The following is a 21,066-nucleotide window of genomic DNA, read 5'->3' as shown; positions in this document are numbered from 1 at the left end:
CCCATCGAGGGGGGAGGGCAGAACGACGGGGCGGAGGCGACCGGGACATGGAAGGATGACCCTTTACGGGACGGGCGGCTTGTCGGAATGTCCGGGGCTCAGCGGTGTTGAGCCGGACGCCCGGGAACCCTAGGCTGCCCGCCGCCCAGGCCGACAGAGGGGACATGAACACCGACATCCGCGCGCTCACTGAACGCGTGCAGCAGGAAAGCAGCTTCGTCGAAGTCCTCAACCAGGAGACCGGCAAGGTCATCGTCGGGCAGCGGTACATGCTCGAACGCATCCTCATCGGCCTGCTGTGCAACGGTCACGTCCTGTTGGAGGGCGTGCCCGGCCTCGCCAAGACGCTGACCGTGCGCACCGTGGCGGACTCGCTCAGCGCCACCTTCATGCGCGTCCAGTTCACCCCGGACCTGCTGCCGGCGGACCTGGTCGGCACGATGATCTACAACCAGCAGACGGCCGCCTTCACCGTCCGCAAGGGGCCCATCTTCGCGAACATCGTCCTGGCGGACGAAATCAACCGCGCCCCCGCCAAGGTCCAGTCCGCCCTGCTGGAGGCCATGGCCGAGCGCCAGGTCACCATCGGCGACCAGACCTTCGGACTGCCTTCGCCCTTCCTCGTGCTGGCCACCCAGAACCCCATCGAGCAGGAGGGGACGTACCCCCTGCCCGAGGCCCAGGTGGACCGCTTCATGCTCAAGGTGAAGGTGGGCTACCCGACCCGTGATGAAGAGAAGGTCATCATGGACCGGATGTCCGGAGGCTCTTCGCCCAAGGCCCAGAAGGTCATCGCGCTGGAGCACCTGGTGCGTGCGCGCGAGCTCGTCCACTCCATCTACATGGACGAGAAGGTGAAGGAGTACATCCTCAACGTGGTGTTCGCCACGCGCGAGCCCGCGCGCTACGGGCTCAAGGACCTGGCGGACTACATCCAGTTCGGCGCCTCGCCGCGCGCGACCATCTCCCTGGCCCAGGCGGCGCGCGCGCACGCGTTCCTTCGCCACCGGGGCTTCGTCACGCCGGAGGACGTGAAGGCCATCGCCTTCGACGTGCTCCGTCACCGCATCGCGATGACGTACGAGGCCGAGGCCGAGGAACTCACCCAGGAGAAGATCATCCAGCGCGTCTTCGACCGCGTGGAAGTCCCCTGACGGCCCGCGCGCCGCCCGAGAACGCCCCGTGCTGCCCAAGGACCTCATCCGCCGCATCCGCAAGTTGGAGATCCGCACCCGCAAGGTGGTCTCCGACATGCTCGCCGGTCAGTACCACTCGGTGTTCAAGGGCCGCGGCATGGCCTTCTCCGAGGTGCGGCAGTACCAGCCCGGTGATGAGATCCGGTTCATCGACTGGAACGTCACCGCGCGCATGAACGAGGCGTTCATCAAGGTCTTCACCGAGGAGCGCGAGCTCACGGTGATGCTCCTGGTGGACGTGTCCGCCTCCAACGAGTTCGGCTCCAAGGACCGCACCAAGGCGGAGGTCGCCGCGGAGGTCGCCGCGCAGATTGCGTTCAGCGCCATCGCGAACAACGACCGGGTGGGGCTCATCCTCTTCTCGGACCGGGTGGAGAAGGTCGTCCCGCCGCGCAAGGGGCGCACGCACGTGCTCAGGCTCGTGAGCGACATCCTCACCTTCAAGCCGAAGGGGAAGGGCACGGACCTGGCGGCGGGGCTCACGTACCTGACGCAGGTGGCGAAGCGGAAGGCCGTGACGTTCCTCGTGTCGGACTTCCTCGCGACGGGCTACGAGAAGCCGCTGCGCCTCGTGGGCCGCAAGCACGACCTCGTGCCCGTGGTCATCGAGGATCCGCTGGAGCAGGTGTTCCCGCGTCACGGGCTCGTGGAGATGGAGGATCCGGAGACGGGGGAGCGCTTCGTCGTGGACACCAGCTCCCCCAGCGTGCGCGGCCGGTTCTCCCGCGCGATGCAGGCCCAGCGCGACGAGCGCCGCAAGCTGTTCCGCAAGCTGGAGTTGGATCACGTGGAACTGCGCGCCGGTGACGACCACGGCAAGGCGCTGGCGCAGTTCTTCAGGGCGCGCGCCCGGAGGATGGCGTCATGAGGCAGGCCTTCGTCCTCGCGGCGGTGTTGTTCTTCGGGGTTCCGGTGGCGCGCGCGCAGGCGCCGGCTCCCGCCCAGGCCCCGGTGGCGTTGGAGTCGGTGACGCCCACGGCGGCCTCCGCGCGGGTGGAGCCGGAGTCGGTGCACATCGGCGAGCCGTTCGTGTACCAGGTGACGCTCACGCACCCGAAGGAGCAGCGCTACGAGCTGGTGGCGCCCAAGGGGGAGGACAGCTCCGTGGAGCTGCTCCAGCAGACGCGCCAGCGGCAGGACGGGCCCAACGACGCGACCACGTCCTTCGGCCTGCGCTTCTCCGCGTTCGAGCTGGGCTCCGTGGCGCTTCCCGACCTGACCTTTGACGTGGCGACGCCGGATGGCCCGCGTCGCTTCGTGCTCAAGGGCAAGTCGGTGGAGGTGGGCTCCACGCTGCCGCCGGACGCGAACGGGCAGGGCGCGGAGCTGTTCGACTACCAACCGCCCCAGGAGCTGCCCATCCGTTCGTGGACGCTGCTCTATGCGCTGGCGGTGGCGCTGGCGGTGGGCTTGCTCGCCTGGATGCTGGTGCGTTGGTGGTTGAAGCGGTCCAAGCGCGAGAAGGTCATCCCGGTGCTGCCGCTGGACGTGCGCGTGCGCCAGTCGCTGGACGCGCTCAAGCGCGAGGACCTGCCCGGCCGGGGCCTCGTGAAGGACTTCTACGTCCGCCTCTCCGAGATCGTGCGTGGCTATCTGGGCGAGCGCTACGACTTCGAGGCCCTGGAGTGCACGTCGTTCGAACTGATGACGCACCTGCGGAAGATTCCCACGCCGGGCCTTCCCGAGGACGCGTTGATGCGCTTCATCTCCGAGTCGGACCTGGTGAAGTACGCCCGCGCCGACGCTGCTCCTGAAATCTGCGCGCAGTCGCTGGCCTTCGGCTACGACCTGCTGGCCAAGACGTACGTCGTCCCCCCTCCGCCCCCCACGCCCGATGCCTCCGGACCTCGCGTTCAATAACCCGGAGGCGCTCTGGGCCCTGCTGCTGGCGCCGTTGCTGCTCGTGCTCGCCTTCTGGGAGCGCCGCCGCCGCGCCACGCTGCGCTTCTCCGCCGCGCACGTCTTCGCGAAGGGAGGGCGCGGCCTGCGCACGTACCTGTTGCCGCTCTTGCCCCTGCTGCGCGCGGCGGCGGTGGTGGCGGCCGTGGTCGCCATCGCGCGGCCCCAGTCGCGGGACTCGCGCGTGCGGGACCTGTCGGTGGAGGGCATCGACATCGTGGTGGCCCTGGACCTGTCCACGTCCATGGAGGCGGGCGACTTCCGTCCGCAGAACCGCCTCAACGTGGCGAAGGAAGTGCTCGCGGACTTCATCACCGGCCGCGTGAACGACCGCCTGGGCCTGGTGGTGTTCTCCGGCGCCGCGTACACGCAGTCGCCGCTGACGCTGGACTACGGCGTGCTCAAGGAAGTGCTCAAGCAGTTGCGCACCCGCGTGCTGGAGGACGGCACCGCGATTGGCGACGCCATCGCCACCTCGCTCAACCGCCTGCGCGACTCCGAGGCGAAGAGCCGGGTGGTGGTCCTCATCACCGACGGCGACAACAACGCCGGAAAGATTTCCCCGCTGGACGCGGCGAACATGGCCGCGTCGCTCCACATCCCCATCTACACCATCCTCGTGGGCAAGGGTGGCAAGGTGCCCTTCCCGCAGGGCACGGACCTGTTCGGCAACACGGTATGGCGTGAGACGGAGATCCCCATCAACCCGGAGCTGATGCAGGACATCGCGGACCGCACCGGCGGCGAGTACTACCGCGCCACGGACCCGGAGGGCCTCAAGCAGGGCCTGCAGAAGGTGCTGGACGCGCTGGAGCGCTCGAAGCTGATGGAGGGCGGCGCCAGCGCCACGTACCGGGAGAACTTCCATCCGTTCCTGCTCCTGGCCTTCGGGCTCGCGGCGCTGGAGTTGCTGCTGCGCGCCACCTTCCTGCGGGTGTTCCCATGACGCCGGGCATGGAGGCATGGCGCTTCACGCTGCTGGGCTATCAGGTGGGCCTGGCGCAGCCGCTGTTCCTGTTGCTGTTCGTGATGGGCCTGCTGCTGGGGCTGCTCGTGTTGGTGAAGGCGCTGGGCCGCAGGACGCGGCTGTCGGCGCTCATCGCGGAGCGGCACGTGGCCACGCTCGCGCCGGGCGTGTCCGTGTGGCGTCCGGCGGTGCAGGGCAGCCTGTACGGTCTGGGGCTGATGCTGTTCGGGCTCGCGCTCGCGCAGCCCCAGTGCGGCACGAAGAGCGAGCTGACCAAGCGCCGGGGCATCGACGTGGTGGTGGCGCTGGATGCCTCCAAGTCGATGCTCGCGCGCGACGTGCAGCCCAGCCGCCTGGACCGGGCGCGCCTGGAATTGAACACGCTCTTGGATGAGCTGAAGGGCGACCGCGCGGGCCTGGTGGTGTTCGCCGGGGACGCGTTCGTGCAGTCGCCGCTCACGTCGGACTACTCGGCGGTGAAGCTGTTCCTGCGCGCGGTGGATCCGGACGTGATGCCCCAGGGCGGCACCAACGTGGGCGCGGCGCTGAAGCTGGCCAAGCAGGTGCTGGACAACGCGGACCGCGGCTCCAAGGAGCGCGTGGTGGTGCTGCTGTCGGACGGCGAGGACCTCACCGGCGAGGTGCGCGAGGCCACGGACGCGCTCAAGGACGCGCACGTGCAGGTGCTCGCGGTGGGCGTGGGCTCGGACTCCGGTGAGCCCATCCCCGTCTATGACCGGCGCGGCGAGTTCGTGGACTACAAGAAGGACAGCAACGGTGACACGGTCATCACCCGCCTGGACCGCGCGGGCCTCACGGCCATCGCGGACGCGACCGGCGGCGCCTTCTTCTACCAACCCAACGGCGTGGCGATGGGGCAGGTGGTGGAGCGCATCGACCAGATGCAGAAGAGCGAGCTGGAGAGCCGCGTGACGGTCCGCTACGACGAACGCTTCCAGCTGTTCGCCATCCCCGGTCTGGTGCTGCTGGTGCTGGGCATGATGCTGCTGCCCTCGCGTCGGAGGGCGGCATGAAGGCGCGTTCGATGCGACGGCGCGCGACGCGCCTGGTGGCCTCGGGGCTCGTGGGACTCTTGGCCCTGCCGGGGCCCGCGTGGGCGGTGGGGCCGCTGGAGAAGGACCACCCGCTGGTGCAGCGCGGGCGCGAGGCCTACGCGGCGGGACGCTATGAGGACGCGCTGCGCGACTTCGAGGCGGCGAAGAAGGAGCGTCCCAGCGATCCCATCGTGGAGTTCAACCGCGCGGACGCGCTGGCGAAGCTGGGCCGCGCGGCGGAAGCGCGCGAGGCGTTCAAGCAGGTGGCGGAGTCCTCGCGCCAGCCCGACCTGGCGCAGAAGAGCTGGTACAACCTGGGCAACCTCGCGGCCACGGCGGGAGACCGCAAGGAAGCGCTCAAGTCCTACCGGCGCGCGCTCACGTTGGATCCGACGGATCCGCTGGCCCGGCACAACTACGAGGTCGTGCTGCGCGACCTGCCGCCGCAGCAGAACCAGCCGGATGGTGGCGCGGACGGAGGCCAGGACGGCGGGGATGACGGTGGGCGTCCGGACGGAGGCGAGGACGGCGGCCGGAAGGAAGACGGGGGCTCGCCGGTGGATGGCGGCACCGACGCGGGTCCGGATGGAGGCTCCGACGGCGGCACGGATGGCGGCGCCCCGGACGGCGGCGGCTACGACGGCGAAGGCGACCCGAAGGACGGCGGCGCGGACGGCGGCGCGGATGGTGGAGCCGACGGCGGCGGCGACGACGGCGAAGGCGACCCGAAGGACGGCGGCGCGGACGGCGGCAGCGAGAGTGAAGAGGAGTCCGAGTCGAACCCGCGCGATGGTGGCTCGCCCGAGGGAGACGTCGACCGGCAGGAGGCCGAGCGCCTGCTGGATGCGATGAAGCAGAACGAGAAGAATCTCCAGCTCTGGCGTTTCCAGCAGAAGAAGAAGCCGAGGAAGCCCAATGAGAAGGACTGGTAGCGGCCGCACGGCGCTGCTCGCCGTGCTCGCCCTCCTGGCCACGGCGCCGGCGTGGGCGGCGGACATCGAGTTCTACCAGACGGTGGATCGCACCGAGGTGGGCACCACCGACACCTTCAAGCTCACCGTGGTGGTGGTGGACGCGCCGTCCAACGGCAAGGTGCGCCTGCCCGAAACCGACGACTTCGAGATCCTGTCCTCGTCGCGCGGCAGCCAGCGCTCCATCTCGCTGTCGGGCGGCGGACCCGCCGTCATCCAGGACATCACGCGCCACGAGCTGCTGATGCGCGCCACGCGCCCGGGCCGGCTGACGATTCCGCCCTCGACGCTCACCGTGGGAGGCCGCACGCTGCGCACCGAGCCCGTCCAGATGACGGTGCGCGAGGGCCGCGTGGGCAACGCGCCCCAGGCGCAGCAGGGCGGCCGGCCCGCGCTGCCGGATCCGTTCCGCAACTTCCGCAACGCGCCGGATCCGTTCCGCGACGAGCCCCAGGAGGACGACGCGCCGGTGATTCCGCGCGGGGACTCGGACCTGTTCCTGCGCGCGAGCCTGGACCGGGACGACCTCTACGTGGGCGAGCAGGCGACGCTGTCGCTCTACATCTACTCGCGCGTGGACCTGTCCAGCGTGGACGCCGTCACCATGCCCAAGCTGGAGGGCTTCTGGACGGAGGAGGTGGAGAGCCCCACGCAGCTGACGGGCGAGCAGAAGGTGGTGGACGGCATTCCGTACCGCGCCTATCTCCTGCGCCGCCGCGCGCTGTTCCCGGTGAAGGCCGGCACGATGTCCATCAGCGCCGCGGAGGCGGACATCACCACGGGCTTCCTCTTCGCGGGACACCGGGTGCACCGCATCTCCAACGCGTTGAAGGTGAAGGTGCGGCCGCTGCCTTCGTCCGGTGCGCCGCCGAACATGTCCAACGCGAACGTGGGCACGTGGCGGCTGTCGCTGGACGTGTCCCAGACGCGCGTGGAACTGGGACAGCCCATCACGGTGAAGGTCATCCTGGACGGCGTGGGCAACGTGAAGAACGTCACCCCGCCGAAGCTCACCGGCCCGGCCGCGCTGAAGATCTATGAGCCCACCACGACGGACCGGCTCACGCCCAACCGCAACCGCATCCAGGGCCGCCGCGTGGTGGAGTACCTGGTGATGCCGCAGCGCACGGGCACCTTCACGCTGCCCGCGCTGCAGTTCCCCTTCTTCGACCCGACCCGCCGCCAGTACGAGGTGGCGCGCACCGACCCGGTGACGGTCACCGTGGAGGCGGGCGCGGGTGGGGTGTCCTCGCTGCCGTCGACGATGACGCCCTCGCAGGTGGCGGACGCGGCCAACGAGCAGAAGAACGTGCTCACCGCGAGCGGCCTGCGCCCGGTGCGTCACCAGGCGCGCTTCGTGGGGCCGGAGCAGCCCGTGTGGCTGCGGCCCTACTTCCTGGCGGGCGTGCTGGCGCCGCTGGGCCTCCTGGCGGGCGTGGCGTTCATCGGCGGCCTGCGGGGACAGCTGGCCTCGCGCTCCCAGGCGGGGCAGGGGCGTCAGCAGGCGAAGGCCGCGCGCAAGCGGCTGGCGGAGGCGGAGAAGCTCAAGGCCGGGGCGGACTCGGGGGCCTTCTACGTGGAGGTGGAGAAGGCGATGGTCGGCTTCCTGGAGGCGCAGCTCGGCTCGCCCGTCGGAGGCCTGACGCGCGAGGCGCTCGGGGAGAAGCTGGCGGCGGCGGGCGTGGGCGCGGAAGCGCGCACCCGCGTGCTCTTCGTGCTGGAGGCCTGTGACCTGGGCCGCTACGGCGGCGGGGTGGACCCGGGCGAGCGACGCAAGGTGCTGGCGACCGCGGCGGCGGTGATGGAAGGCTGGGCGGGATGAGCGACGCGGCGACCCAGGGCTACTACACCCCCGAGGAAGCGGAGGCCGTCTTCCAACAGGCCAACGACGCCTACGTGCGCGAGGACTACCCCTCCGCGCAGGCCAGCTACGAGAAGCTCCTCGCCCACGGCTTCGGCGGGCCGGACGTGCTCTACAACCTGGGCACCACGCATCTGGCCCGGGGGGACCTGGGCCGCGCGGTGCTGACGCTGGAGCAGGCCCGGAAGCAGGGCGGTCGCTCGGAGGACCTGGAGGCGAACCTGGCCCTGGCGCGTGCGCGTCAGGTGGACAAGGTGGTGGGCGCCACCGCGGATGAGGCCTTCCTGCCCCGGCTGGCGGCGGCGACGGACGGCGCGGCGGCGGCCTGGGTGTTCCTGGCGGCGTGGCTCGTGGGCTTCGCGCTGCTGCTGCTGCGGCGCGTGTTCCCCTCGGCGCGGCGCACGGCGGTGGCGGTGGTGGCGGCGCTGTGCCTCACGGCGGCGGTGCCGGCGGGGCTCCTCTTGGGGGCGCACATCTGGGTGCACCAGAACGTCCACGAGGCGGTGGTGCTGGCCTCCACCCTGGTGGCGCGCGAGCTGCCCCGGGCCGAAGCGCGCTCCCTCTTCGAGGTGCACGCCGGCCTGAAGGTCCAACTCCTGGAGGAGACCGGGAAGTACGTGCGCATCCGCCTGCCCAACGGCCTGGAGGGCTGGGCCGAGCGCGACGGAATCGCCGAAATCTAGCCGGGGCGGGGGAGACCCTGGCGTCCTTTGCCGGGCTGGAGAACCGGCCGTGGCCCGCTTTCGTACAGACGGGGAACTCCGGACGTGACCGCGCTGGACGGCGCCGGGGCAATGGCCTACGAGGGGCCCCGAGGAACCATGGCTGGCAACGCCCAGGCACCCTTCCACATCCTGCTCGTCGAGGACGAGCCCGTCATCCGCGAGCTGGTGCGCTCCATGCTGAGCGACGGCGCGGTGGACGTGGTGTGCGCGGCGCATGGGCTGGAGGGCCTGAAGCTGGCCCGCACGCAGCCCTTCCACCTCATCCTGATGGACGTGGTGCTGCCGCAACTGGACGGCATCTCCGTCTGCCGCATCCTGAAGAGCGACCCGGCCACGGCGAAGGTGCCGCTCTACATGCTCACCGCGAAGGCGAAGAAGGCAGACGTGGAGAGCGCGACGCAGGCGGGCGCGGACGGCTACATCCACAAGCCCTTCCGGGGCGCGGAGCTGATGGACCTGGTGGAGCGGCTGCGCGCGGCGCGGACGGACGCCTGACTCAGGGCAGGTGCGGGTGGAGGAAGCGGGCCAGGGCGATGAGGTCGTCCCAGTCCAGCTCGCCGAACTCCAGCGCCACGCCGTCCACTTCGCGGCGGCGGATGGTGCACATGGTGACGAGCTCCCGGTCGCCCGGCAGGGGCAGGGCGATGGTGAGCGCGCGCTGCGAATCCGCCGGGTGGGCCTGAAGGAACAGCCCGTTCATGGAGATGTCGCGAGCCTGCGCCTGCACGGTGCGGCCCGACAGGAGCACCTTGACCTGGAGCCGGGCTTCGACGCGCGGGTGGTAGCGCTCGGTCGTTCGGGGTCCGCCAGTGGGGGTCATCATCGGAGTGCTCGCCTTCGTGTGCGACAGGACGCGACAACTGTGATGCAGGTTGGAGCGGAGGCAAGTTTTCGGGCTCCCGTCCGCCGTCCCGCGCCACGGACCCGGTGCCCGCGCGTCGGAGTCATGCGCGGACGGGGAGGGGACAAAGGCCCCTGTCGTTTCAGGCGTTTGGGAACTGGCACGGACGGTGGAAGGCAGCCCCGGCGAATCACTGCCGGAGGCACCTCGTGGAACCACCCGACCGCCGCATCTCCTCGTTGAGCATCGCCCAGACCGTTCCGCGCCAGACGCCGCAGACGGAGTTCGGCCCCGCGTTCGCACGGGCGGCGCGTGAGGTGGTGCGCACGGGCGCCGGGCTCGTGGGCGGCATGTTGCCCGCGGGCGTCATCTCCAGCGCGGCGGTGTCGTCCACCCTGCGCGGCGCTGTGTCCGCGGCGGTGCCCTCACCGCTGGCGCTGACCGCGTCCGCGACGGGGGGCACGGCGGCGACGGGAGGCATGGCCGCGACGTCGGCGCGCGCCACCAGCGCGGCGGGGACGACGAGCGGGTCGCCGACGGGGCAGGGCGACGCCTGGGACATGCTGGAGGCGCAGAAGCTGATGAGCGCGGAGGGCCAGAAGTTCAACATGGCCTACCTCTCGCTCCAGAACGAGATGCAGAAGGAGAGCCGCGAGCACAACGCCATCTCCAACATCATGAAGGTCCGCCACGACTCGGCGAAGGCCGCCATCAACAACATCCGCTGAGGCGCGTTCGCGATGGCCATCGACAAGCTGGGAGCCGTAGGGGGCGCCGGTGCTTCACCCGCGCTGGAGTCAGGTCGGGAGACGTTCGGCAAGGTGCTGGAGGAGGTGCGCACGCCCGCGTCGCGTGGCGTGCCGGTGACGACGGAGGGCCCGCCGCGACCGGTGCGGGCGCCCACGGAGGCGACCCCGGGGCCCGCGCGAGCTGAAGGTGTGGAGCGGGCGAAGGCGGGCTGTGCGGAGGCGGTGTCCCCGGGCGCGCGGGTGGACTCGGTGCGGGCTGCGCGCAGCCAGCAGGCCGTGGAGGTGTTGGACCGGGTGGGGCAGGCGCAGCAGCGGTTGGATCACATCCTGAAGCTCGCCGAGTCCGGCCGCACGTTCAGCCCCACGGAGCTGCTCGCGCTCCAGGCCCATGTCTACCGCGCCAGCCAGGAGCTCGATCTCGCCGGCAAGGTCGTCGAGAAGGCCACCGGCGGCGTCAAGCAGGTCCTCCAGACCCAGGTTTGAGGAGTTCCTTTTCCCATGCGTTCCGCTCCCTTCCGCTGTCTCTTCTTCCTCCTGCTCCTGGGCGCCTCGGCGTGTCGGGAGCGCATCCAGCACGGTCTGGACGAACGTCAGGCCAACGAGCTGCAGACGGTGCTCGTCGAGCGGGGGCTCGACGCGCGCAAGGTGCCCGAGCCGGGCAAGAAACCCACCTGGGCCATCGAGGTGACGGACGCGCAGGCGTCGGACGCGGTGCGCATCCTGGCGGAGCTGGGGCTGCCCCGGCTCGCGGTGGAGTCCGGGTGCGACGTGTTCGGAGGCAGTGGACTCGTGCGCTCTCCGCTGGAGGAGCAGGTCTGCCGCGTCCGGGTGATGGAGCGGGAACTGGAGAAGACGCTCCAGACAGTGGACGGGGTGCTGCTGGCGAGGGTGCACCTGGTGGTGCCAACGCCGCCGAGGCCGGGGCAGCCGCCCACGCCGTCGAAGGCGTCCGCCATGCTGCGCGCGGTGCCGGGGGGCGCGTCGCGCGTGCGCAAGTCGGCGGACACGTTGCGGGAGCTCATCGCGGGGGGCGTGGAGGGTTTGGCACCGGAGTCGGTGTCGCTGCTGGTGGACGAGGTGACGACGCGCGTGGAGGTACCAGCGCCCCGGGGTGGGCCGGTGCCGTTGCGGCTGCGGGTGTTGCTCGCGCTCCTGGGCGTGCTGGTGACGGGGCTGTCGGGTGCGCTCGTCTGGACGACGCTGCGATGGAGGCACTTCCGCACCCTGGCGGAGAAGCCCCCAGCGGCCCCTCCGGCTCCGCCGACGCCCGCGCGACCGGTGGTGACCCCGGGCTCCGCTCGAAAGCTGGCCTGAGCAGGACATGGGAGCCATGGACGCCACACGCGTGGGGCGGGCGCTGCTCAGGGCGCGGAAGCTCCTGCCTGCTCGCGAGGAGAAGCCGCCCGCGACGACGGTGGATCTCACCCTGCCGGCGTTGTCGCTGCCCCTGGAGCGCATCGCGCTGGTGGTCTGCGTCCTCTCGCGGGAGCGAGCGTCGGAGCTGTTGGAGGGACTGGTGGACGCGGAGGCGGGAAGGGCGCTGCGGCACCTGGAGCGGTTCGCCGCCATGCCCTCCGCGCAGCGGCAGGCGAAGGTGGCGGTGGAGTTCGGTGAGCGCGCGGACGCGGCGAACCGGTTGACCGCCTTGCTGGAGTCGGTGCCAGAAGCCCTGCGTCGGGAGGTCTTCCGGAGGCTGCCGCCGTATCACCGCAGTCGGTTTCCCCAGCTCGATGGGGACGCACCGACCGCCGAGCCGGCGCAGGTGCTGGTGGCCCTGGCGGAGCGGCGCATTCGCGAGGCCACGCGCTGAGCGGACCGGTTCGGGGGAGCGCCATCCCGAACCGGGTACGCCGCATCCCGATACAGGACGTCCGCACCCCGCCAACACCCTGATTCCACGGTCCCGGCCCCTGGTCGCGTCCGTGCACAGGGGACGTGTGTCCCTTCGCCGCTTCGGAGTTCCGGATGGAAACGAGCCCTGGCAGATCCCCCAGCCCCGCGAGGAAGGCCGCTCGCCCGTTCCGGCTGGGCGCACGTCGGTTGACGCGTGCGCACCTGTTGCTGGGCCAGCGGCCCCAGGTGGCGCGTTGGGGCGCGGAGCTTCTGCGTGACGTGGGCGCGGCCCTTTCCCGAGACGTGGGCGCGGACGTCGAGGTGGCGGGACACCTGGTGGACGCGGCGGTCCAGCCGGAGCGGGAGCTGGCGCTGGGCGTGGTGTTCGCGCTGGTGGAGCTGTCGGCGGTGGGGGGGACGGCCATCGTGGAGCTGGAGGTACCGCTGGTCTTCGCGGCACTGGCGCGGCTCGCGGGGACGGGGCTGCGACCGGGACCGGTGACCGAGCTGACGCGGCTGGAGGAGTCCACGCTGGTGTACCTGCTGCTGTCCGCCCTGGCCGCGATGCGTGGTCATGAGGCCTGGATGCGGAGGCTGGGGCCCCGGCTGTCCGCGGTGTCGATGCGGCGAAGTGATGTGCTGACGCGGGTGGACGCGCGCCAGCCCTACGTGGCGGTGTCGCTGTCCCTGTCGGTGGCGGGGCTGAAGGCGGGAGGCCGGTTGCTCCTGCCCGCACGGGCCGTGCAGACCGCGTTCCAGGAGTTGCCGGAGGAGCCTGCGGTGGACGCCGCGCTTCGGGGACTTACGGCCTCGGTGCCCGCGCGCTGTCTTGTGGGGCGCAGCCCGCTGCAACCGTCGGCCGTGGATGCGCTGAGCGCCGGAGACGTCGTGCTCTTCGAGGGCGTGCGCCTCCGGGACGGTCGTCTCCAGGGCAGGGGCAGGTTGGTGACCCGGGGCTTCGTGCTCGACGGCGAATTTCTCGCGGACGGTTTTTCGACGGGAGGCGTGCGCTCGCACGCGGCCCGACAGGAGTCGGACATGGTGGCGGCGAACAAGCGGAGCGAGGCGATGCCCCCTCTTCCGGTGGATGTGGAGATCGAGCTGACGCGGTTGCTGTTGCCGCTGTCGGAGCTGGCGGCGCTGAAGCCGGGCACGCTGCTACCGCTGCACGTCAACGCGAGCAGCCCGGTGTTGCTGCGCGTGGGCGACCGCGTGGTCGCGCGTGCGGAGTTGGTGGAAATCGAGGGTGAGGTGGGCGCCCGCATCCTGGCGTTGCTGCCGTGAGCACGCCGATGAACGCCTTGCTGTCTTCCTGGACACCACGCGGCAGGCTGCTCGTCGCGGCGGCGTTGCTCGTGGGACTGGCGACGTTCGCGCCCTTGGGTGGTTTGTCGCTGGTGGGCACTTCGCGCCTGCTCGTGGGAGCGCTGGCACTGGCGGGGTTGGGGTGGGCCCTGGTCCGCAAGGGACGCGAGCCCGGGGACAAGGGGGCCTCCCGCCCCGAGCCGCTGAGCATCGTCACCCGGACGGGGCTCTCCCAGCGCTGCGGTCTTGCGCTCGTGGAGGTGGAGGGCCGTCGCTACCTCGTCGCGTACGGAGACACCTTCGCGGAGATCCACGAGACCCGAGGTGTGGCGGTGGCTCCCGCCCTGACGCCCAGACCGACGGCGATGCCCGGGGTGGACCTGGACCTGGAAACGACGGTGCTCTTCACCCGCGCGCAACGGGCACGGCCGGTGTGCGGCGCACAGCGGAAGCGGGGTGGGGGATGAGGGCCCTGGGCTTGGGCTGCGGACTGTTCATGCCCGCGCTCGCCTCCGCGGCGGAGACGTCCCTGGCGCAGGCGTCGTACGCGGGCAGTCCGCTGGCGATGATGGGGATGCTCGCGCTCCTGTCGTTGCTGCCGTTCGCGGTGCTGATGCTGACGAGCTTCTCGAAGATCGCCGTGGTGCTCTCGCTGGCCCGCTCGGCGATGGGCACGCAGCAGGCACCGCCGACGCTGGTCCTGACGGGGCTCGCGGTGGTGCTGACGGGACACATCATGGCGCCGGTGATGGAGCGCATGTACGACGCAGGGCAGGCGGCATACGAGGAGGTGCACTCCGGTGCGCAGCTCGTCTCCGCCGCGAAGCATGTGACGGAGCCACTGCGCGGCTTCCTGATGAAGCACGGCGCTCCGGAGGAGCGTGCACGCTTCGTGGACCTGGCCCGGGAGCTGCGCCCTCCGGAGGAGTCCGAACAGGTGCAGGAGACCGACCTGTTCGTCGTCATCCCCGCGTTCGTCATCACCGAGCTGAAGGAAGCCTTCCAGATTGGCTTCATCGTCTTCCTGCCCTTCCTGGTGCTCGACATGGTCATCGCCAACGTGCTGCTCGCGCTGGGCATGCAGACGCTGTCGCCGAGCCAGGTGAGCCTGCCCTTCAAGATCCTCCTCTTCGTCGCCGTGGATGGCTGGGCCCTGCTCGCGCGCGGCCTCATCCTTGGCTACCGGTGATGCCATGACCCAGGATGTCCTGCTCACGCTGGGGCGCGAGGCCTTGCTGCTGATGGTGCTCGCTTCGCTGCCGCCCATTGGTGCGAGCATGGTGGTGGGCTTCTTGATGAGCCTCTTCCAGGCCACCACCCAGTTGCAGGAGAGCACGCTGTCGGTGGTCCCCAAGCTGTGCGCGGCGGTGCTGTCGCTGGTGTTGGCCGGCCCGTGGATCGCAGGGCAGCTCACGCTCTTCACCCGGCAACTGCTCACGCTCATCGCGGATGTGGCGTTGTGAACCCGGAGGCGCTGAGCGAACAACTCCTCACGCTGGGGCCGCACGTCATCGCGGTGTCGCTGTGCGCGGCGCGGCTCGTGCCCATCGCGTTCCTCTGCCCGTTGCTGGGCGGTCAGGCCGCGCCGACCACGGTCCGCCTGGGGCTGGTGCTGGCGTTGTCGCTCTTCCTGCACCTCGAAGCGGGCGTGGACTTCCCCGGCCCGGTGGCGACGCCTGTCGTGATGGCGGCGCTCGTGGTGCGCGAGCTGGCCTATGGCGTCTCGGTGGGCCTCGTGTCCGCGCTGCCCTTCGACGCGGCGAGGATGGGGGGCCGCTTCATCGACCTCTTCCGGGGGACGTCCGCGGAGGCGAGTCTGCCGATGGCGGGGAGCCGCGAGTCCGCCACGGGCGACGGGCTGTACCACCTGCTCGTGGCCCGGGTGGTGTCGGGGGCCCTGTTCCCGCTGGTCATCGCGGCCCTGCTGCGGGGCTTTGGCGTGGTACGGCTGGGGGCGTTCGTGCCCACTGAAGCCGCGACCCTCCACGTGGTGGTGATGGTGGGAGGGGCCATGGCCACGGGACTGGCGGTGGGCGCGCCGGTGGCCGCGGCGGCGCTCGCGGTGGATTGCTTCCTGGGCATGGCCTCCCGGGCCGCGGCGCAGGTGAACCTCCAGGAACTGGGCGCGCCGCTGCGCATCCTCGGCGGTGGCGCCTTGCTGTGGCTGGGCGTCGGGCTGCTGTGTGAGCGACTGCTCGCGGGGGTGGTGTCGGCCGAAGGCGCGCTGGCGCTGCTGGGCGAGGTCGCACGATGAGCGGGGAGAAGACGGAACAGCCCACCGCCCGCCGGCTGCGGGAAGCGAGGCGCAAGGGCCAGTTTCCCCGCAGCCGCATGTTGTCCTCCAGCGCGGTGACCCTGGGAGGACTGCTGGGGTTCATCGCGTTCGCGCCGGAGGGCTTCGCGCGGCTGAAGGACTGGGCCTCGCGCCTTTTTCTGGAGCAGACCCTTCCGGGGGCCTGGGAGGAAGGGGCGTGGGTCGCCGTGCGGCTGTGCGGACCCGCGCTGGGGGGAGCGCTCGTCGCGTCGCTGGCGGTGTCGGTGGCCACCGTGGGCTTCGAGATGGATGCGCGGCATGCCGCCCCGACGCTCGAACGCATCAACCCGGCGGCGGGCCTCAAGCGCCTCTTCAGCACCCGGCCCTTGCTGGAGATGGGCAAGGCCCTCCTCGTGGCGGCGCTGTTGGCGCTGTGGGTCTGGAGCGAGGTGGAGACGGTGGGGCCTGATGCCCTGCGCGCCGCGTGGCTCGACGGGACGCGGGGGATGGATTTCCTGGTCGGCCGGCTCGCGGCGCTGGTCGTCCAACTGGCGTGGGTGGTGCTGGGGTGCGGCTCCGTGGACTACGCACTCGCCCGACGTCGGCATCTGCGCGACCTGATGATGACCCGCGACGAGGTCCGGCGGGAGCACAAGGAAAGCGAGGGGGACCCGCGCCACAAGGGACAGCGGAAGGCCCTGCACCGGCAGCTCGCGCAGGGGGGACCGGCACGTGGAGTGCAAAAGGCCACCGCGGTGATCGTCAATCCCACGCACATCGCGGTCGCGCTCCGATACGAAGCGGGCGAGTGCGACGCGCCGTACCTCGTGGCCAAGGGCCGTGAAGACGACGCGCTCGCGCTCAAGGAAGAGGCACGCCGCCAGGGCATCCCGGTGGTCCGGGACGTGCCCCTGGCCCGCAGCCTCATCCACTTCGACGTCGGAGAGTCCATTCCCGAGGAGCTGTACCAGGCGGCGGCCGTCGTGCTGCGGACCGCGATGGAGACGCGCGAGACGGACGACCGTCCACGGAGACAGACGTGATGAACCCGCTCATGAAGGTGTTGCTGAAGGCCCGCCAGTCCTCGGACGTGGTGCTCGCGGTGGCGATGGCCGCCGTGCTGGGCGCGCTCATCATCCCGCTGCCGGCCTGGCTCCTGGATGTGGGGCTCGCGGTGAACCTCGCCGCGGCCGTATCGCTGCTGGTCGCGGCGCTCCACGCGAAGGACGCGCTGCGGGTGACGTCGTTCCCCACGTTGCTCCTCTTCACCACGCTGTTCCGGCTGTCGCTCAACGTGTCCTCCACGCGGCTGGCGCTGTCGGAAGGCCACGCGGGCGAGGTCATCCAGGCCTTCGGCGAGTTCGTGGTGCGCGGTGACTACGTGGTGGGCGCGGTGGTGTTCGCCATCCTCACGTTGGTCCAACTGCTGGTGGTGACCAAGGGCGCGGAACGGGTGGCGGAGGTGTCCGCGCGCTTCACGCTGGACGCGATGCCCGGCAAGCAGATGTCCATCGATGCCGACCTGCGCGCGGGCGCCATCGACCAGAACGCGGCCCGCCGTCGGCGGCGCGACCTGGAGCGCGAGTCCCAGATGTTCGGCGCCATGGACGGCGCGATGAAGTTCGTGAAGGGGGACGTCATCGCGGGACTGGTCATCGTCGCGGTGAACCTGCTGGGCGGCACCCTCATTGGCGTGTTGCAGAACGGCCAGTCCTTCTCCGAGGCCGCCGCCACCTTCGCCCTCATCGCCATCGGTGACGGCCTCGTGTCCCAGGTGCCCTCGCTGTGCATCGCGGTGGCGGCGGGCCTCGTCGTCACGCGGGTGGCGTCGGAGAAGGAGGAGGACTCGCTGGGCACGGAGATTGGCACCCAGTTCTTCGGGGACCCCCTGACGCTGGGCATCGTCGCGGGGCTGTGCGTCGCGCTGGCCCTTATGCCGGGCATGCCGCACCTGACCTTCCTCGCCCTGGCCGCGGGCCTTGGGGGGCTGGGATATGCGCTGCGGCGCAAGTCACCGGAGGCCTCCGACAAGGCCCTGGCGAAGGAGGGGACTCCGGCGGGAGCCTCCGTTCCCGTCGGCGCGGCGGGCAAGCCTCCGGAGAGCGCGGCGGCGCCGGTGGGCGTGGCCCCGCTCACGCTGGACCTGTCCTCGCTGCTGACGCCCCTCGCGGAAGCCGACGGGGGGGCCTTCGTGCACACGGTGCTGAACGGGGTGCGTGACGAGCTCTTCTTCGAACTGGGCGTGCGCATCCCCGGCATCCGCGTGCGGACCCAGGCCGCGTACCTGGGGCCGGGCGAGTACCGCCTCCTCCTGGACGAGGTGCCCGCGGGTGGGGGCGTGGTGCAGCCCGGGGCCCTTTATGCGCTCGTCCCGCCCGGGGAGCTGGCCTTCCTGGAGGTCCAGGCGGAGGCCTCCGTGGAGCCCGCCACCGGCCGTTCCATCAGCCGTGTCGCGGAGGGTGCCCGTTCCCGGCTGGAGTTGGCCCAGGTGCTCCTGCGCAAGCCCTCGGAGCTCATCGCGGACCACCTGCGCGCGGTGCTCCGCCTTCGCGCCTCCGCGCTCCTGGGGCTCCAGGAGGTGCAGGGGCTGCTGGAGGGGCTGGAAACCCAGGCGCCCGTGCTGGTGAAGGAGGCGCTGCTGAAGGTGCCGCTGCCGCTGCTGGTGGACGTGCTGCGGCGGCTCGTGCAGGAGCAGGTGAGCATCCGGGACCTGCGCGCCATCCTGGAGGCCCTGGTGGCCCCCACCACCGAAGGGGACGCGACCGCCCTGGCCGAGCGCTGCCGTCAGGCCCTGCACCGCTACCTGAGCCACCAGTTCGCGCCCACGGGCCCGCTGTACGCGTACCTGGTGGACCCGGAGGTGGAGGAGGTGCTGCGCGCCAGCGGGCCCCGGGGGCCCTCGCCGGAGCCGGAGCGCGTCGTCGAAATCCTGGAAGGGGTGCGGCAGATCGCCACCGGCGGCCGGGCCGTGCTGCTCACGGCCCCGGACATCCGCAGGCCGCTGCGCAAGCTGTGCGAGGGCCCGTTCCCGGAGGTGGCGGTGCTCACCTACGGCGAGCTGGACGGCGACCTGCAGATTCGCCCCATCGGCCGGCTGACGCCCGTCGCCGTGGGGCGGTGAGGCAGTGGCGCTGCTACCGCGCCGGCCCTACAGGGTCCCGGTGCCGCTGCTGCCCTTGAACTCGGAGGGCGGCAGGTCCGTCTGGGCCTGGAGGGGGGCGGGACGGTTGACGCGGTCGCGCAGTTCCTTGCCCGTACGGAAGAGCAGGCCGCGCTTGGGCTTCACCGGGATGACCTGACCCGTCTTCGGGTTGCGGCCCTGGTAGCCCTGGTAGTTCTTCACGTGGAAGGCGCCAAGCCCGCGAATCTCGATGTTCTCGCCGCGGCAGAGCGCGTCCTTCATCGACTCGAAAATCGTCTCGATGGTTGCTTCAGCCTGCTTCTGGGTCACGCCTCGTTTGGCAACGAGGATGTTGATCAGATCGGACTTGAGCATCGGACGCTCCCGCAAACCCCGTGACCCCTTGGTGACAGGGCTCTGTGGCCCGTGGTCGAGTCCCGAATACATAACAGAACACCTCCTCCTTGCAAGCCGGGTAGGCTCCCAACCCTCTAAAAACGTTACGGATTTCCGCTGCCAGCCGCTGCCTTGGGTGCCTCCGGGGCGACCGGGGCGAGCAGCCCCGGACGCAGGGGCGTCACGAGATCCAACCACCGGGTACGGCGCAGCAGGTCCACCCCCGCGCAGTCGGCCGCCTGGAACAGGGGCTCGAACTGTTCGAAGCCTGGGGCCCGGGGGCCCGTCCAGGTTTCAGGGCCTCCGGAGATCATCACCCCGTGCACCGCGAGCGTGCTGTCCGCGAGCGTGAGCTCGGCGGGGTCCCTCGCCGGCCGCAGCCCACCCCGGCGCCCCCGCTCCAGCAGGCGGCCCTCCACCAGCCGGTCGACGACCTCGTGCACCAGCGATTCGGGGACGCGCAGGCGCGTGGCCAGCTCCCGTGGCAGGGGCGGCGTCAGCCCATCCACCCAGCACAGGGTGACGTCCTGGGCAATGCGGGCGGCCACCAGCTCATACGCGCGCGGATGGCTGCCGAAGGCGAAGAGCGAGTCGCGGAAGGACACATGCTCCACCGCGTAGGACAGCCGCGCGCCGAACAGCATCACCAGCCAGCTCACGTACACCCAGGCGAGGAACAGGGGCAGGGCGCCCAGCGACGCGTACAGCGGGTTGTAGAGGAAGCTGCGCGCGGCGAACTCGGCGTACACCTGCTTCGCCAGCATCCACCCCACGCCGGCCACCAGCCCGCCGGCCAGCGCCGAGCGCACGCGGACGTGGGCGAAGGGTGTCCAGAGGTACAGCAGCGTCAGGCTGCCGATGGCGATGAGCATGGTGCCCAGCGCGATGAACAGCGGCGCGGAGGGAGCGTGGGTCTGCAGCAGCACGCGGACCCGGCCCGTGCCCGAGAACGAGATGGCCAGGAAGATGGGCCCCAGCAGCAGCAGGCCCGCGTAGATGGACAGGCGCGTCAGCCACGGGCGCTGGCGCCGGATGCCCCACAGCTCGTTCACCGCGCCGTCGATGTGGCGCAGCAGCGAGCCCGCCGACAACAGCACCGCGAGGAAGCCCACGCTGCCCACCGCGATGGAGCTGCCCGGGTGCAGGAACCGGTCGAGCAGGGCGGCGGACTCCTCGCTGACCCCCGGCGCCAGGACCTCGGAGATGACGAAGCGCAGCTTCTTCTGGAACTGCTCCTGGTGCAGCGTGCGCAGCAGCACGAGCCCCACCGTCAGCAGGGGCACCAGCGAGAACATGCTGATGTACGTGAGCGCCGCGGCGCGAAGGCGCAGGTTCTCGCCCATGAAGCCGCGCGCCACCGTGCGCCCCGCGAGGAAGATGTCCGTCGCGAACCGGCCTCCGGACGTGCGCGCCACCGGGGCCCACACGCGGGACGCTGTCGTGCGCGTCCAGGTCCGCAGCCGGACCAGCCCCTGCCGATAGCGCCACCCCAGGCCCCGCTTCACGTGCACGGGCTCCTCCGGAGGTGTTCCCGCCCGGGCGAGGGCAGGCCACCGGGTTCCAGAAGCATGCGGAAGCGCGGAAGGGGGCGGGTCATCCTGGGGGATTCAGATGGACCGACGGGCGACGACACCCCCCGGTGTGGAAGTGCCACCGTAACCAAACTCGGGCCCGGGGGACCAGTCCACCCACCCCACGATGTGGCCCCCACCACGGTGCACGCGCGGGCCCGTGTGCCTGGTCGGCCGGTGGGCAGGTGGCCGGACCCGGGCCCGCCGAAGCCCCGGCGCCACGTGGCCTGCCACCCGCCCAGGCCAAAGAGAAAGCCCGGCGGGGATGAACCCCACCGGGCCTTCGCTGTCACACGCGAGCCGCGCTCAGGCAGCGGCGCCG

23 protein-coding genes are annotated in these 21,066 nt (G+C 71.1%); 20 read left to right on the top strand and 3 right to left on the bottom strand.

The genetic code is table 11. From position 1 onward, the window contains the following. The first annotated feature begins 164 nt into the window (after nucleotides 1-164). From D7X74_RS12140 to D7X74_RS12100, 9 genes are all read left to right on the top strand, one after another. Nucleotides 165-1,154, top strand: coding sequence for a MoxR family ATPase (locus tag D7X74_RS12140; protein ID WP_120533102.1), 990 nt, complete (start codon nucleotides 165-167; stop codon nucleotides 1,152-1,154). A gap of 28 nt (nucleotides 1,155-1,182) precedes the next feature. Beyond that, complete coding sequence (locus D7X74_RS12135; RefSeq protein ID WP_120533101.1) at nucleotides 1,183-2,064, top strand: DUF58 domain-containing protein; 882 nt, start codon at nucleotides 1,183-1,185, stop codon at nucleotides 2,062-2,064. Beyond that, nucleotides 2,061-3,056, top strand: a complete 996-nt coding sequence (locus D7X74_RS12130; RefSeq protein WP_120533100.1) for a hypothetical protein — start codon at nucleotides 2,061-2,063, stop codon at nucleotides 3,054-3,056. The genes D7X74_RS12135 and D7X74_RS12130 overlap by 4 nt, the downstream gene beginning before the upstream one ends. Further along, nucleotides 3,031-4,041: a VWA domain-containing protein gene (locus D7X74_RS12125; protein ID WP_120533099.1), complete on the top strand. Its 1,011-nt coding sequence runs from the start codon at nucleotides 3,031-3,033 to the stop codon at nucleotides 4,039-4,041. Before D7X74_RS12130 ends, D7X74_RS12125 begins: the two co-directional genes overlap by 26 nt. After that, nucleotides 4,038-5,096, top strand: coding sequence for a VWA domain-containing protein (locus D7X74_RS12120; protein ID WP_120533098.1), 1,059 nt, complete (start codon nucleotides 4,038-4,040; stop codon nucleotides 5,094-5,096). The genes D7X74_RS12125 and D7X74_RS12120 overlap by 4 nt, the downstream gene beginning before the upstream one ends. Next, nucleotides 5,093-6,049: a tetratricopeptide repeat protein gene (locus tag D7X74_RS12115; protein ID WP_120533097.1), complete on the top strand. Its 957-nt coding sequence runs from the start codon at nucleotides 5,093-5,095 to the stop codon at nucleotides 6,047-6,049. The genes D7X74_RS12120 and D7X74_RS12115 overlap by 4 nt, the downstream gene beginning before the upstream one ends. Further along, a complete protein-coding gene (locus D7X74_RS12110) occupies nucleotides 6,033-7,910 on the top strand; it encodes a BatD family protein (RefSeq protein WP_120533096.1) in 1,878 nt (625 codons plus the stop codon). Before D7X74_RS12115 ends, D7X74_RS12110 begins: the two co-directional genes overlap by 17 nt. Beyond that, nucleotides 7,907-8,632 (top strand): SH3 domain-containing protein, encoded by a 726-nt coding sequence (locus D7X74_RS12105; RefSeq protein WP_120533095.1) that lies wholly within the window; start codon nucleotides 7,907-7,909, stop codon nucleotides 8,630-8,632. Before D7X74_RS12110 ends, D7X74_RS12105 begins: the two co-directional genes overlap by 4 nt. 138 nt (nucleotides 8,633-8,770) lie before the next feature. Further along, on the top strand, nucleotides 8,771-9,169 hold the full coding sequence (locus D7X74_RS12100; RefSeq protein ID WP_120533094.1) for a response regulator: 399 nt from the start codon (nucleotides 8,771-8,773) through the stop codon (nucleotides 9,167-9,169). Between the two features lies 1 nt (nucleotide 9,170). On the opposite strand, the gene D7X74_RS12095 is transcribed toward D7X74_RS12100, so the two are convergent. After that, entirely contained in the window at nucleotides 9,171-9,497 is a 327-nt protein-coding gene (locus D7X74_RS12095) for a PilZ domain-containing protein (protein ID WP_120533093.1), read from the bottom strand. 227 nt (nucleotides 9,498-9,724) lie between these two features. On the opposite strand from D7X74_RS12095, the gene D7X74_RS12090 reads away from it, so the two are divergent. The 11 genes from D7X74_RS12090 to D7X74_RS12040 all read left to right on the top strand — a co-directional run bounded on the left by D7X74_RS12090 (nucleotide 9,725) and on the right by D7X74_RS12040 (nucleotide 18,777). Next, a complete protein-coding gene (locus tag D7X74_RS12090) occupies nucleotides 9,725-10,243 on the top strand; it encodes a hypothetical protein (protein WP_120533092.1) in 519 nt (172 codons plus the stop codon). Between the two features lie 12 nt (nucleotides 10,244-10,255). Continuing rightward, nucleotides 10,256-10,747: an ATP-dependent helicase HrpB gene (locus D7X74_RS12085; RefSeq protein WP_120533091.1), complete on the top strand. Its 492-nt coding sequence runs from the start codon at nucleotides 10,256-10,258 to the stop codon at nucleotides 10,745-10,747. A 15-nt stretch (nucleotides 10,748-10,762) separates the two neighbouring features. Further along, nucleotides 10,763-11,578: a flagellar M-ring protein FliF gene (locus tag D7X74_RS12080; protein WP_120533090.1), complete on the top strand. Its 816-nt coding sequence runs from the start codon at nucleotides 10,763-10,765 to the stop codon at nucleotides 11,576-11,578. 16 nt (nucleotides 11,579-11,594) lie between these two features. Continuing rightward, complete coding sequence (locus tag D7X74_RS12075; protein ID WP_120533089.1) at nucleotides 11,595-12,074, top strand: hypothetical protein; 480 nt, start codon at nucleotides 11,595-11,597, stop codon at nucleotides 12,072-12,074. A gap of 230 nt (nucleotides 12,075-12,304) precedes the next feature. Continuing rightward, nucleotides 12,305-13,381, top strand: coding sequence for a type III secretion system cytoplasmic ring protein SctQ (gene sctQ / locus D7X74_RS12070; RefSeq protein ID WP_233595378.1), 1,077 nt, complete (start codon nucleotides 12,305-12,307; stop codon nucleotides 13,379-13,381). Nucleotides 13,382-13,389: 8 nt separating this feature from the next. Next, nucleotides 13,390-13,869, top strand: a complete 480-nt coding sequence (locus D7X74_RS12065; RefSeq protein WP_147446550.1) for a flagellar biosynthetic protein FliO — start codon at nucleotides 13,390-13,392, stop codon at nucleotides 13,867-13,869. After that, nucleotides 13,866-14,591, top strand: a complete 726-nt coding sequence (gene sctR / locus D7X74_RS12060) for a type III secretion system export apparatus subunit SctR (protein WP_120533086.1) — start codon at nucleotides 13,866-13,868, stop codon at nucleotides 14,589-14,591. Before D7X74_RS12065 ends, sctR begins: the two co-directional genes overlap by 4 nt. A gap of 4 nt (nucleotides 14,592-14,595) precedes the next feature. Further along, nucleotides 14,596-14,865, top strand: a complete 270-nt coding sequence (locus D7X74_RS12055) for a flagellar biosynthetic protein FliQ (RefSeq protein WP_120533085.1) — start codon at nucleotides 14,596-14,598, stop codon at nucleotides 14,863-14,865. Continuing rightward, nucleotides 14,862-15,656: an EscT/YscT/HrcT family type III secretion system export apparatus protein gene (locus tag D7X74_RS12050; protein WP_120533084.1), complete on the top strand. Its 795-nt coding sequence runs from the start codon at nucleotides 14,862-14,864 to the stop codon at nucleotides 15,654-15,656. Before D7X74_RS12055 ends, D7X74_RS12050 begins: the two co-directional genes overlap by 4 nt. Beyond that, nucleotides 15,653-16,699 (top strand): EscU/YscU/HrcU family type III secretion system export apparatus switch protein, encoded by a 1,047-nt coding sequence (locus tag D7X74_RS12045; protein ID WP_120533083.1) that lies wholly within the window; start codon nucleotides 15,653-15,655, stop codon nucleotides 16,697-16,699. The genes D7X74_RS12050 and D7X74_RS12045 overlap by 4 nt, the downstream gene beginning before the upstream one ends. Continuing rightward, on the top strand, nucleotides 16,699-18,777 hold the full coding sequence (locus D7X74_RS12040; protein ID WP_120533082.1) for a flagellar biosynthesis protein FlhA: 2,079 nt from the start codon (nucleotides 16,699-16,701) through the stop codon (nucleotides 18,775-18,777). Before D7X74_RS12045 ends, D7X74_RS12040 begins: the two co-directional genes overlap by 1 nt. 27 nt (nucleotides 18,778-18,804) lie before the next feature. Here the strand turns inward: D7X74_RS12040 and D7X74_RS12035 are convergent, their stop codons facing one another. Beyond that, nucleotides 18,805-19,152, bottom strand: a complete 348-nt coding sequence (locus tag D7X74_RS12035; RefSeq protein WP_120533081.1) for an HU family DNA-binding protein — start codon at nucleotides 19,150-19,152, stop codon at nucleotides 18,805-18,807. A 125-nt stretch (nucleotides 19,153-19,277) separates the two neighbouring features. Continuing rightward, on the bottom strand, nucleotides 19,278-20,642 hold the full coding sequence (locus D7X74_RS12030; RefSeq protein WP_167508733.1) for a YhjD/YihY/BrkB family envelope integrity protein: 1,365 nt from the start codon (nucleotides 20,640-20,642) through the stop codon (nucleotides 19,278-19,280). Between the last annotated feature and the right edge of the window lie 424 nt (nucleotides 20,643-21,066).

This window comes from Corallococcus sp. CA047B, from assembly GCF_003612065.1.
Taxonomy (GTDB): Bacteria; Myxococcota; Myxococcia; order Myxococcales; family Myxococcaceae; genus Corallococcus; species Corallococcus praedator.
This window is presented reverse-complemented; position numbering and strand designations above follow the sequence as displayed.